This is a genomic window from Paenibacillus kobensis NBRC 15729, assembly GCF_004000825.1.
Classification (GTDB): Bacteria; Bacillota; Bacilli; order Paenibacillales; family Paenibacillaceae; genus Paenibacillus_T; species Paenibacillus_T kobensis.
In genome coordinates this window covers 1-15,378 of sequence record NZ_BILZ01000043.1, presented here as the reverse complement: position 1 = coordinate 15,378, position 15,378 = coordinate 1, and the positions used below count along the sequence as shown (strand labels likewise).

The 15,378-nt window shown below is 52.6% G+C and carries 9 protein-coding genes; 6 read left to right on the top strand and 3 right to left on the bottom strand.

Annotated elements, in window-relative coordinates; translation table 11 throughout:
- Positions 1-5 precede the first annotated feature (5 nt).
- Positions 6-620, top strand: coding sequence for a hypothetical protein (locus PKO01S_RS20705; protein ID WP_127533349.1), 615 nt, complete (start codon positions 6-8; stop codon positions 618-620).
- A gap of 293 nt (positions 621-913) precedes the next feature.
- A complete protein-coding gene (locus tag PKO01S_RS20700) occupies positions 914-2,203 on the top strand; it encodes an ABC transporter substrate-binding protein (protein WP_127533348.1) in 1,290 nt (429 codons plus the stop codon).
- A 465-nt stretch (positions 2,204-2,668) separates the two neighbouring features.
- Here PKO01S_RS20700 and PKO01S_RS20695 read toward each other — a convergent pair whose 3' ends face one another.
- The 3 genes from PKO01S_RS20695 to PKO01S_RS20685 all read right to left on the bottom strand — a co-directional run bounded on the left by PKO01S_RS20695 (position 2,669) and on the right by PKO01S_RS20685 (position 6,081).
- On the bottom strand, positions 2,669-3,847 hold the full coding sequence (locus PKO01S_RS20695; RefSeq protein WP_127533347.1) for a glycoside hydrolase family 130 protein: 1,179 nt from the start codon (positions 3,845-3,847) through the stop codon (positions 2,669-2,671).
- A gap of 63 nt (positions 3,848-3,910) precedes the next feature.
- The gene (locus PKO01S_RS20690; RefSeq protein ID WP_127533346.1) at positions 3,911-5,116 is read right to left on the bottom strand and encodes an AGE family epimerase/isomerase; all 1,206 of its coding nucleotides are present in this window, start codon (positions 5,114-5,116) and stop codon (positions 3,911-3,913) included.
- Positions 5,113-6,081 carry a glycoside hydrolase family 113 gene (locus PKO01S_RS20685; protein WP_127533345.1) on the bottom strand — a complete coding sequence of 323 codons (969 nt, stop codon included), beginning with the start codon at positions 6,079-6,081 and terminating at the stop codon, positions 5,113-5,115. Before PKO01S_RS20685 ends, PKO01S_RS20690 begins: the two co-directional genes overlap by 4 nt.
- A gap of 350 nt (positions 6,082-6,431) precedes the next feature.
- Between PKO01S_RS20685 and PKO01S_RS20680 the strand changes: the two genes are divergently transcribed.
- From PKO01S_RS20680 to PKO01S_RS20665, 4 genes are all read left to right on the top strand, one after another.
- Complete coding sequence (locus PKO01S_RS20680; protein ID WP_127533344.1) at positions 6,432-7,745, top strand: ABC transporter substrate-binding protein; 1,314 nt, start codon at positions 6,432-6,434, stop codon at positions 7,743-7,745.
- A gap of 121 nt (positions 7,746-7,866) precedes the next feature.
- On the top strand, positions 7,867-8,748 hold the full coding sequence (locus tag PKO01S_RS20675; protein WP_127533343.1) for a carbohydrate ABC transporter permease: 882 nt from the start codon (positions 7,867-7,869) through the stop codon (positions 8,746-8,748).
- Between the two features lie 2 nt (positions 8,749-8,750).
- Positions 8,751-9,581, top strand: a complete 831-nt coding sequence (locus PKO01S_RS20670; RefSeq protein ID WP_127533342.1) for a carbohydrate ABC transporter permease — start codon at positions 8,751-8,753, stop codon at positions 9,579-9,581.
- 161 nt (positions 9,582-9,742) lie between these two features.
- On the top strand, positions 9,743-14,662 hold the full coding sequence (locus PKO01S_RS20665; protein ID WP_127533341.1) for a glycosyl hydrolase: 4,920 nt from the start codon (positions 9,743-9,745) through the stop codon (positions 14,660-14,662).
- Positions 14,663-15,378 lie beyond the last annotated feature (716 nt).

Here is a 15,378-nt window from a genome sequence, read left to right as displayed (position 1 = left end):
TCGTTGTGATACAAGGATTAATCATTGAAGGCATGTCCACAGCAGGCAAAACATCCGTATTGTCCGCATTGAAGAAAGCGCATGGTCAGGCTGCGAATGTTCCGAGAACGATGATCGCATTAAGCGAGCACTACTCCCAGGTCCTTCATGATGACCATGGCGAGCCAAGACGATTGCAGCAGGAGGAACATTTGAACCTTATGCAACCTCATATTAATTATTTGGAGCACCTGTTTCTATGGAGTGGTTCACTTGGCCATTCCAAATTAAGCAACGGGGCCTTCTACATCCTAGAGAGATTTCACTTGAATCATCGGGCGGCTTTTGGAGACAGTGCAGAAATTAAGGCGCTGGAGCGGCGATTATCCGGTCTGAATGCACAATGCGTCCTTTTAACCTTGTCACCAGAAACGGTGGAGTCCAGGTACATCGAGAGCCGCGGCGAAGGTTGGAAGTCATACGTTATGCAAGGCCATTCTTCTGTTTCGAAAGCGGTTCAACATTTTTTGGAGGCTCAGGAGAACTTGCGGAAGTGTGCGGGACAATCCCTGATCCCTACGGTGGAGATCCAAACGGATGATGCGGAATGGGACAAATATGCACAGCAATTATTAATGTGAATAAGCTGATCGGAACATGAGAAGAGTCGGATATCCGGCTCTTTTTTCTGTTTGTTCAAATGGGAGTTGTGATTCGTTCGTTAGTATTGTTATCTAATTAATGATATTTTATTGCTAATTAATTTGTTCTTCTTCCTAACTCCATATGTTATTCTTATAATGCAATTCAGACGCAGTCCATCAGGTGAATATATCGTTGTTAGCCGATGAGAATGGTTCTGCCGCAATCGCGACAAGCTTACAGTATAATGCGGCAAGCTTTCCATTCATTGCGCGTCGAAGGAGGATCGTTAATGCGAAAGACGATAGCAGGCATGATCAGCGTATTTGCCGTTACTTGGCTGCTGGCTGGATGTTCGGGCGAAGGGGCGGGGGGCGGCAACGAGCGGACAAGCCATTCCGATGACCCCAATACGACGGCTCAAACACTATCCGTTCTGACCAACCGGGTCGATCTGATCGAGAACGGCACGATGGACCGTTATGCGGAACGGTTCGAGAGCGAGCATCCCGGCGTTACGGTCGAGTTTCAAGGGTTCAGCAATTATACGTCGGATATTATGGCTCGTCTGTCCACTCTTAATATGGGGGATGTGCTGCTGCTGCCCGCGAATATGCTGGCGGAGGATTTGCCCCGCTATTTCGAGCCGCTTCCGGACGAGATGTTCGATTCCATTCGTTTCGACAACTACAAAGCGGTGAACGGGATCCGTTATGGCATTGCTACGGGAGTGGCGACGGTTGGCGTTGTTTATAACAAAAAGGCGTTCGAGAGGGCTGGTATACTGGAACTGCCGACGACTCTCGCCTCGTTCTATGAAGCATGCGAGAAGCTGAAGAAAGCGGGCATTACGCCGGTATTCCTCAACTATGGAGCACAGTGGCCGATGAAAATTTGGGGAGAAGAGCTTGTCAGCTACATGGCTGGCGATGCGGATTATTTGAACAAAATGGCCTCGACGGACGAGCCTTGGGCAGTAAACAATCCGTGGGGCCATTCGATGCAAATCGTCAAAACGTTAATAGACCGCGGATACACCGAGCAGGAGCTCGTGAAGAATCAGTGGGAAATTTCGAAGCGTAAAATAGCAGACGGCGAAGCGGCCATGTATTTGAACGGCAGTTGGGTCATTAAGCAGGTCATCGAAGCGGGGGCCTTGCCTGACGATATCGGGTTCTTCCCGTTTCCTTACGATGACGGGCCGAAGCGGTTCGCGCCATTGGCGCCCGACTGGTTCGCAGGTGTGAGCAAATACAGCGGAAGCAAGGAGCTGGCGAAGGAGTGGGTCGAATATTTCGTTACCCAGTCCGGGTATGTGGAGGACGAAGGCTTCTTGCCGGTCAAAATCAACTCCAAGTCCGCCGTATTGCCGCAGTTGGAACAGTTCTTGTCGTTCCTGCCTACGTTCGTGGAGAGCGTGCCGCCAAGCGACCGGCTTCTCAAGATTGCGGAGAAGGCGAATGTATCGTTATGGTCGGGCGAATATATTCAGGAATGGATTGCTTCAACCGACTTGAAGGGGACCTTCAAGCAATATAACGAGAGATGGCGGCAAGCGCGGCAGCAGGTCGAGGGATCCTAATCGGCAAGGCAACTCGGCTCAAATGGCGAGTTTCGCAGGCTAACGAATCCAGGTGACGTTATTTGCATCAAAATCGGCCGTTTCAGAATCTAACGAATCGAGGAAGCGCTATTTGGGCTCAACTTGCTCGAAATTCCCTTTTACGACTCAAATAACGTCTCTAGGATTCGTTACATTTGCGAAAGCGCAAATAGGGGCCAAATAACGCTTCTCAGGTTCGTTAGCACACTGGTTCGAACAGCTATGGGTCGTTAGTGTTCGAACGAAGAATGACGGCCGACGCGAGACTATTGGATGTACAAAGAAACTGCTCCCTTTCATAGTTCAAGGAAACCTGGATAGGATACAAGAGGGATAGGAAGAACATTCGTCTGCGCAGGTGCATCTAACAGTAGAATAAAACCAATAGAAAAGCCCTCCTGAAAGTCCATTTCTAACGACTTTTGGGAGGGCTATTTATTTTGATTACTTCGTGAGCTCCAAGTTGCGCTCGATCAGCTCCAGACGCTGCTGGACGCAAGCGTACGAACGAAGCGGATCCTCAGGTGTATTCATCGCATAATCGAGCAGTTGGCCGACCGTCGTCGTCGCGACATGGCAGCGCGTATCCGAGGATGCGTAATAAATGAACACGTCGCCGTTCTCGCGGGCGATCACGCCGTTGCAGAATACGACGTTCGATACATCGCCTACGCGCTCGATGCCCTCCGGTGCGATGAAGTGGCCGCCCGGCCGATGGGTGACGACGTTCGGACGCTCCAGTTCGGACAAGAATACGTACAGCACGTAACGAAGGCCTGCGGCCGTGTTCCGAACGCCGTGCGCAATATGGAGCCAGCCCTTGTCCGTCTTGATCGGAGCGGGGCCTTGCCCGTTCTTGACTTCCTTGATCGTATGATAGTGGCGCTGATCGACGATCGTTTCCTGCTCGATAACGGCATTCTCAATCGACCGCGACAGTCCCCAGCCGATGCCGCCGCCGGAACCGGCGTCGATGAATCCGTCCTGCGGACGCGTATAGAAAGCGTATTGGCCGTCGATAAACTCCGGATGCAGCACAACGTTGCGCTGTTGGTTGGAGCCGGTCTTCAAGTCGGCGAGACGTTCCCATTGCACGAGATCTTTCGTCCGGACGATGCCGCACTGCGCTACTGCGCTGGACAGATCGCCAGGCGCCGCGCTTGGATCTTTGCGTTCCGTGCAGAACAGGCCATAGATCCAGCCGTCCTCATGCTTGACCAGGCGCATGTCGTATACGTTCACGTCGGGCTCTGCCGTCTCCGGCAGAACGACGGGGCGGTCCCAGAAGCGAAAACCATCGATACCCGTGTCGCTCTCTGCGACGGCGAAGAACGATTTGCGGTCGTTGCCTTCGACGCGCGCGACAAGGTAGAACTTGCCGTTCAGCTCGATCGCGCCGGGATTGAAGACGCAGTTGACGCCGATGCGCTCCATGAAGTAAGGGTTCGTCTCCGGGTTGAAGTCGTATTTCCACACGAGAGGGGCATGCTCGGCTGTCAGCACCGGATGGTCGTAGCGGTCAAAGATGCCGTTGCCGAGTGCGGCCTTGCGGTTAGGGCGGGCAATCAATTCTTCGTAGCGGGCCGTATGCTCCGCTTGGCGTTGTGCGAACAATTGGTTCATGGTTGTATTCCTCCATTGGCATTAGTGGATTAGGATGAATGCGATAGTACTGCTAATGCGATATTAATGGGCAAGCCGTTCAATCATTTCGAAGCAGGCTCTGCCGTTATGATAAGGACATTTCCATGCGCCCAGCTTCGGATGGCCTTCGGTCGGAACGCCTTCTCGCGAGACGCTCCAGAACCATTCGCCGTTCGTTCGGTCGATCATGTACGTCTGGATAAAATGCCAAGATGCGCGTGCGGCTTCGGCATAACGCTCGTCACCGCTTAATTGGTACGCATTGTAGAAGCCGACAACGGCCTCGGCTTGCGGCCACCAATCTTTGTCGGTATCGATCAGACCGCTGCCGTCTGCTTCGTTCGGAATGCCGCCATCGGGATCGACGCCTTCTTGCAGCGTTGCTTCGGCCATCTGCAGGGCAACAGCGACCACTTCCTTCGTCAGTTGCTCATCGCCGAGCACTTCAGCTGCTTCATGAAGCAGCCAGCTGCCCTCGATATCATGGCCATATGAGACGTGATCGGATTTATTGCCCCACTCTTCGTCGAAGAACAGCTTGAAGTGGCCCGTACTTCGGTCGACGATATGGTCCAGCGTAATCCGGATGAGCTCTCGAAGCGAACGCTGTAGTTCCTCGCTCGGCCATACCCGGTACAAGTTCGTATAGCCCTCCAGCACGTGAAGATGAGTATTCATCGACTTCTTCTCGTTCAAGTCTTTGTTGCTTAAGCTAAGCTCGTCCGTGGCGGTCCAATCCGCAGCCAGCGCTTCGATGTAACCGAGATGGACGGCATCCCGCCCGTGATGCTCGATGAGCCGGAACGTCTCGATCGCCATGCCAAGCGCTTCCCGGTTGCCTGTCGCGCGGTAATACTCCGACCATGCGTAGATAGCGAAGGCTTGGCCATATACTTGTTTCTTGTCGGAGGACGGTTTTCCCTGCGCGTTGAGCATCCAATAGAGGCCGCCGTTACGCACGTCGACAAAGTGTTTCTTGATGTAGAGATAAGCGCGGTCTGCGACGTCCAGATAGGCTTGTTTCTTAAAAATCCGGTACGCGGAGGCGAATGTCCACAGCATGCGGGTGTTCAGCACGAGGCTTTTGTCCGCATCCGGCACCCGCGTCATATTCTGCGTAATCTCACCGATGAAGCCGCCGTCGCGTTCGTCAGGCGAGTGCTTCATCCAGAAAGCGAGGATATTGTCGTCCAGCTCTTGCCGGATTTCGGAAGCCCACTGCGATTTTATGTTAGCTGTTATGGTCATACGCGCGCGTTCTCCTGTTCTGCCGTTTTGAGCTTGTAGTAGTCCCGCACAGTCGCTTCGCCTGATTTGGCGTACATGCAGTAATCATCATTGGCAGACGCCTGTTGTTCGGTATAGAGCGTCGCCGGCCAATCCCACAGCATGAAACCGCCTACCCATTCGCGCTTGTCGCACCGGTCGAACATCGTGGCCAAATAACGCTGCTGCACCGATTCGTCCGGATCCCCCTGCAATCCCCAATCGTTCGGCAGATGCTCCGATCCTTGTCGGCTAGGGCAACCCGCCTCCATGAAGAAGAACGGCTTGCCGTAACGCTTGACGACCGCTTCAATCCGGTCCAATTGGTTGTCCCAATCGTTAATCGGGTAGTAGCCGCTGGAAGATATGACGTCGACGGCGTCCCACCATGCGACGCGGTCCTCCTGATATTTGTCGCAATTATAAGTAACGATTCCGGAATAGACCTCTCTAACCTTGCCGATTAGCTCGCGCCATTCCTGCTCTCTGCGGTCTGTTTGAACCATTTCGCAGCCGATGCACAGCATCTCGCAGCCCGTTTCTTCCGCTATAGCAGCGTAATGCAGGATGAAAGCCGTATAGGAGGCGAACCATTCCGACCATTTCGGCTCGCATGGCACATCGTGATCGAAGAAGTTGATATGCGCCCGCCATGTCCCGTCTGCACAGTTGACCACAGGCTTCAAACACACATTCAGTCCCAGGCGCTTGGCTTCGCCAATGGCGCGGCGAACTTCCGTGTCCGTTACCGTAGGTGCATCTTGATAATGGATGGTCGTCGCTTGCGGATGCGATTGATAGGCCGCAAAGGTGACCGCCGTCCAGTTCACATTCAGACGTTCGGTCATTAGCTGCATGGAACGGTCTGCTTCGCTGGTTGCCCAAGTGCCTCTAACGCCTGTCCAGCCCCATGTCATTCCGCCTACAAAAGAATTAAGTTTGCTCATGTACACCTCTCCAATCTTCCAATCAAACATGAAGTTAGTTGTATTTATTTAAAAGTTAGCATAACAAAAATAGATTTGTTATCACAAGTAAACCGCATCATCGTTCGTTTGGCAATAGGGCAGAGGGAAAAAATAAATTGGAAGCGTTTCAATGCAATTGGATGTCTTCAATATATATAAAATAGATGGGTTTTGGCATAATATAGCGCTCTCAACCTATTTTTAAATTGTCGGTTAAAGAAGTAATTTGAAGACTATAAAAGATAATTCAGACCATTTCATTGAGAGCAGTAAGGCGATATACTCAATTTGCAAGCGGTACCAAACACGAATAGAGGGGGAAGAGAAGAATGAAAAAAGCAGTATCGTTATTACTTGTAAGTATTCTTATGCTAACAATGTTAGCGGCTTGTGGCAAAGACAGCAAAGACGATCCGAAGCCTGCTGACACCGGCAAGGAGACGACGGAGAAAACGACGACACCGGAAGAAACAACGGCCGGCGGGGAAGAACTCAAAGGCAAAGTCGTATTCTTGACGAACCGTACGGATATGGTCGGCAAGGAATACAAGGAGTACAAAGAGCGGTTCGAAGAGAAATATCCAGGCGTGACGATCGAATTCGAAGGCATTCTCGATTATGAGAAAAACTCTAAAATTCGGATCGCGACGGGCAAATTCCCTGACGTCATGCTGATCGGTCCTGGTATCCCGAATTCGGACTTCCCGAAATATTTTGCTCCGCTTGACGATATCCAGTTCACTGGCGACATCAGCTTCAAAACGTTGAAAGCGTTCGAAAATAAAATGTACGGCGTTTCGTCCGGCAGCAGCACGGTCGGCATCGTCTACAACAAGAAGGCGTTCGAGAAAGCCGGCATTACGGCAGTTCCGAAAACGCTGGACGAGTTCTATGCGGCTGCCCAAAAGCTGAAAGACGCCGGCATCGTTCCGCTCGCTTCCAACTTCAAAGACAAATGGCCGCTTGACGCGTGGATCTACGACGTACCGACGATGATCGGCGGCGTATCGGATCACCAGAACAAACGTGCCGATAGCGACGCGCCATATACGCTGGACGGCGTGTACGGTCAATCGTGGTCCATTCTTCGCACGCTGTACGAAAAAGGACTTCTTGAGAAAGACGTTAACTCGACGAACTGGGAAAATTCGAAGAAAGACGTTGCGCAAGGCAAGTTCGGCATGTATCTGCTCGGCAACTGGGTCATCAACCAAGTTATCGAGAATGGCGCAGCATCCGAAGACGTAGGCTTCTTCCCGTTCCCGTCCGACAACTCGGGTACGGTGAAAGCTCCGCTTAACCCGGACTGGTTCTATGCGGTTAACAAAGACGGCAACGTTGCAGCAGCTAAAGCGTTCGTCAAATGGATGATCGAGGAGTCCGGCTTTGAAGATTTTGCAGGTCTCATCCCGACGCTGAAGGACAAAGAATCGAAGCTGGCTCAACTTGCTGAATTCAACGGCTACAACCCGCAGTACATCGAAGCAGGTCCTCCGAACGATACGGCAACGGCGATTGCCAACCAAGCGCAAATCGATCAAGGCCGCGTCGTTCAAGAATTCGTCCTGAGCAAGGATCCTCAATCGATTCTTGATAAGTACAACAAGCTGTGGGCGAACGCAAAGAAAAATGTCGTGAAATAAGAAACGCTAAAGCGATGGAACGGATGTCGGCATGACATCCGTTCCTGCGGCGTGCATCATGAGCAGTTCTAGCACTAGCACTGCATGATGCGAAATAAGAAACGGGAGAGGAAGGGGTCCCATGCTTAGCAGACTTCCTTTTGGAACTCAAAAGAAAATAATCATCATATCGTTCGTCGCGCTGCCTCTTCTTCTGCTTTTGACATTTTCCTATTATCCCGCGCTCGAGCTTATTCGGCTCAGCTTCACGAATTGGGATGGCATGAGTCCGGATAAGGACTGGATCGGGTTCCGCAATTATGAGGAAGTGTTCTCGAATCCGGAAATTTTCGGCGTATTCAAACATAATGTCGCGTATTTCGTCGTCGGCATCGTGCAAAATATCGTCGCGATCTACTTCGCTATCGTATTGAACGGCAAGCTCAAAGGGCGTTACTTCTTTAGATTGCTGCTGTTTCTTCCGTACATCCTCAATGGCGTAGCGGTTGCGTATACGTTCGGTTATGTATTCGATACGACGAACGGCTCGCTTAATTTCTTGCTCGGCAAGCTGGGTCTTGGTTCGGAGACGAGTTGGCTGGGGACGGAAAGCTTCGTGAACTACACGCTCGCTTCCATCGGCTTCTGGCGGTTTATGGGCTTCAACATGGTCATATACTTGGCTGCGCTGCAATCCATTCCTTCTGATTTGTATGAAGCGGCGTCCATCGACGGCGCGAACAATTGGCAGAAATTCCGTTTCATTACGCTTCCGAACATTTACAAAATTATTGAGCTGAACTTGTTCCTGACCGTAACGGGCGCGCTGGAAGTATTCGACCTTCCATTTGTATTGACGAACGGCGGACCTGCGGGGGCGAGCGAAACCTTTGTTATGAAAATTATCGAGACTGCCTTCCAGTTTAACAACTATGGGCTTGCATCCGCTATGAGCGTAGTCTTGTTGATATCTGTCGTCCTCGTGTTGTCGATTCAAAGATACTTCTTGAAAGGGAGGGGTTAACGGTGACGAAAGAAAAACCGCTATGGACCGTGACGAAATATTTATCCTTGCTGATCGCGGCGTTCGTCATCTTGTTCCCGCCCTACATTATTGTAACGAATGCGTTTAAGACGCCTGACGAATATTTGACCAAGTCGACGATGTCGCTGCCTTCGAATTTCTTGAACTTCAGCAATTTCAGCGAAGCGTTCACTTCAGCTGATATGGGACGCGCGTTCGGTAATACAGTCGTCATACTGGGCGTCTCACTGGTGCTGAACGTCTTGCTCGGATCGGCATTCTGTTATGCGGTATCCCGGTTTCAATTCAAGCTTCAGGGACCGCTCGTCGGCTTGTTCCTGTTCGCGACGATTATTCCGCAAATCACGACGCAGGTCATTAACTACAAAACGATTCAAAGCCTTGATCTGACGAATCACTTGATGGGGCCGGTACTGCTTTACGTCGGCGCCGACATTTTGCAAATTTATATTTATCTGCAGTTCATTCGCAACATTCCTTACGATCTGGACGAGGCAGCGATGATGGAGGGGGCTTCCTTGTTCAAAATTTTCTACTCCATCATTCTTCCGCTGCTGGGACCGGCAACGGCGACGATCGTCATCCTGAAGACGATTGCGATCTACAACGATATGTACACGCCGTTTCTGTATCTGTCGGATCCCGACAAGGTCGTCGTGTCGACGTCGCTTATGCGGTTCTTCGGCGTTAACAGCGGGGATTGGCAAATGGTTTCATCCGCGATTCTCATTATTATGATTCCGACGGCGATTATGTATTTGCTGATGCAGCGGTACATTTTCGCGGGCGTGACGAACGGCGCGGTCAAATAGCGTCATTCGCTGTGCGGCAATATTCAGAGGGAAGCAGGCAGCAGGCGGCTTTCCTCTGAGATTGTGTCATTGGAAGACGGGGAATCGTTTTATTTTATCTATTATGTAAGCGCTTTATTAGGTGGGTGGATTCGAATTTATTAGGCGGGAGAGTGGGTAAGTTGAACAAAGGGAAAAAGTTGAACCAATCGAAGACAATGAGGAAACGATCGGCGTCCGTTATGGCTGCGGCGCTGTCGGCATCGCTGCTTATTACGGGTTCCGTTCAGGGGGTGGCAGTCACGGCTGCGGCGTCTCAGAAAGTTGAACAGCAGTTGACGGCTGCTGCAGTGGATGGCGGTTGGGCTGCGGCAAGCTTGAACAAGTGGGCGGGTTATGGCGTCATTCAAGGATTCGCGGACGGTTCGCTCCGTCCTGGCGGTAAGGTGACGCGGGCAGAGTTGGTCACGATTATGAACCGTCTGTTCGGCTATTATGCAAAGTCCAGCGAGTTGTTCGCCGACATCCCAGCAGGAGCTTGGTATGAAGAGGCGCTGAGCATTGCCCGTCAAGCCGGCTATTATGAAGGGTATCCCGGCAATAAATCCAATGCGGCGTCTGCCGTAAAGCGCCAGGATGCTGCCGTACTGTTGGCAAAAGCGCTTAAGTTGAGCGGCGGAGGAGCAGACCTCTCGTTCACGGATGCGGGTCAAATCAGCTCTTATGCGCGTGAGGCGGTAGCAGCTCTGAAGGATGTTCTTACAGGGTATGTGGACGGCACGTTCCGCCCGCAAGGAGAGATTACCCGAGCAGAGCTGGTGACGGTCATTGACCGGTTGATTGCGAAATATTACTACGAAGCGGGCGCTGTAGTCGGTGGAACGATCGACGGGAATGTGGTTATGAATCACAGCGGCGCCAAGCTGCAGGATGCTTCGGTTTCCGGCAATCTGTATTTGGCTCCTGGTATTGCCGATGGCGAGGTTACTCTGCAAGGCGTAACGGTCAAAGGGACGACGTATGTGTTAGGCGGCGGCGATCACTCCATACATATTGAATCTTCCGAGCTGTCGAATGTCGTTGTAGACCGTGCCGAGGGCGAAGTGCGAATCGTGGTTTCGGGCGGATCGAAACTGAAGGAATTTATACTGCATTCTATCGGGGAGTTGATTGTGGAAGCGGGCTCATCCATTCAAACGCTAATCGTTAGCGGGGAAGCGTCAGGCTCGACGGTCGATATTGGTACCATGACAGGTGAGTTTGCGATTACGCTTCCGAGCGGCGGCAGCATTGTCGTGAATGGACAGACGATTACGAGCAGCGGCGTGTACGCTTGGAAGGAAGGCAAGCCTCAATCGGGCGGACAGAATGAGTCGGGCGGGACTTCGAACGGAGGCAATGCGGGCACAGGTACTGGCACGGGCAACGGCTCCGGTACGGGAAGCGGTAATGGCGAAGGTACCGGGAATGGCAACGGCAACGGCAATGGGAATGGAAATGGAAATGGCGAAGTTCCTGACGATCAGAAGGTGAATCTCGTCGACGAACAAGCGACGGATGAGACGAAGTCGCTGTTCGCGTACTTGCAAGAGGCGCGCGGCGAAGAAGTGTTGTTCGGCCATCAGCATGATACGACCGTTTCCTTTGCGGGCAAGGATGCCCAAGGCGACGTCATCTCCGATGTGAAGAACGGCGTGGGTGACTACCCGGCAGTGTTCGGCTGGGATACGCTCAGTCTGGACGGCCGGGAGAACCCGCCGGGTGTTGCTGGCGATTACGAGGAGAGCCGCAAAGGGCTTAGCGCAGCGATGAAGAAGGCTCATTCGCTCGGCGGCATCGTGACGCTTAGCACGCATCCGTACAATTTTGTTACGGGCGGCAGCTTCAATGATACGAGTAACACGGCAGACGCGACGCAGTCAGTCGTCACCCGTATTTTGCCTGGCGGCGATAAGAACGATGCGTTCAATCAATATCTCGATCGGATCGCTCATTTTGCCAACGGGTTGAAGGATGACAATGGTGATTTAATTCCGGTATTGTTCCGCCCATTTCATGAGCAGAACGGCAGCTGGTTCTGGTGGGGAGCGGCGACGACGACCAAAGCGGAATATGTGGAGCTGTACCGTTATACGGTGGAATATTTGCGGGATGTGAAGCAAGTTCGCAACTTTTTGTACGTATTTTCGCCAAATGGACCGTTCAACGGCAACGAGAACGAATATTTGACCACGTACCCAGGAGACGATTACGTCGATATTCTAGGCATGGACCAGTATGACAGCAAAGACAACGCGGGAAGCGACGCGTTCCTCGGCGGCTTGGTGAAAGATTTGAAGATGATTGCCCAGACCGCCGACCGCAAAGGGAAGATCGCCACGCTGTCGGAGTACGGTTTTAGTGCACAGGGCATGAAGACGACAGGGAACAGCGACCTGCATTGGTTCACGAAAGTGATGAACGCGATCAAGAACGACCCGGACGCGAAGCGGATTGCTTATATGCTGACGTGGGCGAATTTCGATGACGAGCGCAACCTGTTCGTTCCGTATAAGGATGTCGCAGGTAAGGGCAGCCATGAGCTGCTGCCGGACTTCGTCGACTACTATGAAGATCCGTACACGTCCTTCGCGGCTGAAGTTCAAGCGGCCAATGTGTATGACCGTACGGTGGAGTCGGCGGCGGAACAACCGTTCCTCCATATCGTGTCGCCGACTAACGTCGGTACAGCTAGCGAGGCATCTACTATTATTCGTGCCCGGGTTCTCCATACGGCACCGGTCAAGGTCACGTACAGCATAGGAGCGGATGGCGCTGAGACAGAGATGGCTTTGGATGCGGGCGGTTATTATACGGGAACATGGAAACCGTCGGCGGAACTGAACGGCAAATCGGCAACAGTGACGGTGCGCGCTTATTTGCCTGACGGCGGGAAGCTGGAGCAGACGATTTCGGTGTTCGTGAAAGTGCGGGAGCTGGAAGTGAAGAGGTTTACCTTTGATGCGGCAGACAGTCTCTCATTCGTTCAAAATAACGGCACTTATCCTTCCAACATTCAAATGGCGCTTGCGCACGCGGAAGCAGATGGCGATGGCAAGCTTGATATGCAGTTGTCCGGCTTGAATGCAGCGGATACTTGGCAGGAATTCAAGATTCAGCTGACGCAGGACGCTCTGAACGGCGTTAATCTGGGTCAGGTTCAGCGGCTGAAGCTGTCGGCTCTTATCCCGGTATCGGCGGGCGGAACGGGTGCAGCGGTTCAAGCGGTTGCTATGTATCCGGAGGATTGGGGCTTCAAGTACGGCGAGAATGCAACGAAGAAGACGCTTGCTGATCTCGATCAAGTGACGGTTGGAGGCACGGCTTACTACAAGTACGACGCGGTCATTGAACTGAACAACGCTGCGGCTGCGGCGCAAGCGTCCGGACTTGCGGTTTCACTCGTGGGAAGCGGACTGGGGGCGACCGTACCGGTTTCCATTTTGGTCGATGATTTGGGTCTGTATAATGCTTATACTGCTCCAATTCTGGATACGGGAATTGTCGATGATTATGAAGGATACGGCGGCTCCAGCGATGCGCTTGCCGCGAAATATCCGAAAGCGGGCGGCGATGACGTTAATGTCTCGCTCAGTTCGGATGGGAAGACGTCCGGTGACTACGGCATGAAATTGCAGTTCGCCGTCAATACAGCTGGTTACACAGGCGTAGGCAAAAGCTTGGGCACAGCCGATTGGTCGGGCAATAACGCGCTGAAGTTATGGTTGAAGACGGATAGTGCGGGCTCGTTCGCCAAGGAGGGCAAGCCGCTGAAGCTCGTTGTGCAGATTATGATGAACGGAACCGCCTACGAGGCGTATCCGGTGCTGGATCCGTCACAAGCGTACAGCTTAACGATTCCGTTCAGCGATTTTGCCGTTGCGCCATGGAGTTCCGGCGGTCCGGTGACGAAAGAGACGCTCAAGAAGGTAACGAACTTCAATCTTTACATTAATGCGATGGATGGCGGCGGCCATAGCGGCGTTCTGTATTTCGATGACATCCGTGCCGTGCATGCGGATGGAATAGCGGAGCTGCCGGAGGCGGGCGAGCAGCCGGGTATGCAGGCGGGCGTGCTGTATGGATTCGATTCTGCTGCCGACATCACGGGCTGGAAGCTGGAGAACAATACGGCGGGTGCGCACGATATTGGCCACGACGCAGCCGAGGGTGCGCTAACGGTGAATTTCCCGCTCATCAATACGGGGAATAATTCTTCCAGCGGCGCGTGGAACGAGGAATTTGAACTGACCGTTTCGCCGGCGGGGCTGAACGTGTCGAAGCTCGATACATTGAACGCCACGGTCAAGCTTAGTGAAGGTACGGCGAAGGCGCGTTTGTTCTTTAAGAGCGGCAGCGGATGGACGTGGGTAGACAGCGGTACGCCGGTTGCGATCGGTTCTATGGGAGAGGCGACGCTGACAATCTCGTTGAAAGATGCCGCGGCTATTGCGGGCGTAGATCTGAAAGATATTAAGCTTATCGGCATCAAATTGGAGGAACTTAGCAACAGCGGTGCGGAGGCGAAGCTGATGGTGAAGGATGTGACACTGCCAGCGGCGCTGCCGGACGTTGTGTTCGGCTTCGCTGCCGACACGGAAGGCTGGAGCGGGAACTCCGCCAGCAATTTGACGGTGACGAAAGCTGTATATGCAGATAACGGCCAGAACTATGATGTACTGAAGACGGACGTGAACTGGCAGTCGGGCGGCGAGTATTTGGCTGTCAGCAAGGCGGGCGCTGTCGATCTGAGCGGCTTTAATGGGTTGGAAGCGAAGGTGAAAATCGACTCCGCCGTTGCCGGCGTACAAGCGAAGCTGTTCATTCAACTGCGCGGCTACAAGGTGTGGATCGATTCCGGCGCATTGTCGGCAGACAGCGCGGGGTTCGCGACGCTGCGGATCGACTTCTCGAACATGAATCCGTGGGTCGATTCAGGCGTTCCGGCTTATACGCCGGACGATCTGAAGTCGGTCAATTCGATCGGCGTACAAATCGTAACGCCGGGCGGAACGTCCGGCACTGCGACGGTATACGTGGATGAAGTAAAAGCATACCGGTAAGGAAGGTGTTGGCTCCCAAGGTCATTGGTTGATGACCTTGGGAGTTTTTTTAGTTCGTGCGGCCGCCAGGGCGAATAGAGCAGAAAAATCTGCTCTATCCGGGGCTGGGCGTGCCGCCGGGGCGAATAGAGCAGAAAAATCTGCTCTATCAGGGGCTGGGCGTGCCGCAGGGAGGCTGAAATAAGCGTCCCGCAAGGACGCTTATTTCACACCATGCACACGTTCGAGTAATTTAAGTGTCTCCCAAAGTCTCTTAAATCCGCTGCCGCCGTGCATTTATACGACATTAGAGGAATTAAGCGACGTTGAGAGACTCTTACAGCGGTTCAGCGGTCTGATGAACGGAAATAAGCGTCCCGCAAGGACGCTTATTTCACACCATGCACACGTTCGTGTAATTTAAGTGACTCCCAAAGTCTCTTAAACCCGCCGCTGTCGTGCGTTCATGCGACTTAAGAGTAATTAAGTGACGTTGAGAGACTCTTATAGTGGTTCAGCAGTCGGATGAACGGAAATAAGTGTCCCGCAAGGACTCTTATTTCACACCGCGCGTTCGCTCGAGCAAATTAAGTGTCTCCCAAAGCCTCTTAAATCCGCCACCGCCGTGCATTTATGCGACATTAGAGTAATTAAGCGACGTTGAGAGACTCTTACAGCGGTTGAGCGGCCTGATGAACGGAAATAAGTGTTCCGCAAGGACTCTTATTTCTCACAGC

Excerpts from the sequence above, each read along its gene's own strand:
- PKO01S_RS20700 (WP_127533348.1), top strand. The coding sequence starts at position 914 with ATGCGAAAGACGATAGCAGGCATGATCAGCGTATTTGCCGTTACTTGG.
- PKO01S_RS20695 (WP_127533347.1), bottom strand. The coding sequence starts at position 3,847 with ATGAACCAATTGTTCGCACAACGCCAAGCGGAGCATACGGCCCGCTAC.
- PKO01S_RS20690 (WP_127533346.1), bottom strand. The coding sequence starts at position 5,116 with ATGACCATAACAGCTAACATAAAATCGCAGTGGGCTTCCGAAATCCGG.
- PKO01S_RS20685 (WP_127533345.1), bottom strand. The coding sequence starts at position 6,081 with ATGAGCAAACTTAATTCTTTTGTAGGCGGAATGACATGGGGCTGGACA.
- PKO01S_RS20680 (WP_127533344.1), top strand. The coding sequence starts at position 6,432 with ATGAAAAAAGCAGTATCGTTATTACTTGTAAGTATTCTTATGCTAACA.
- PKO01S_RS20675 (WP_127533343.1), top strand. The coding sequence starts at position 7,867 with ATGCTTAGCAGACTTCCTTTTGGAACTCAAAAGAAAATAATCATCATA.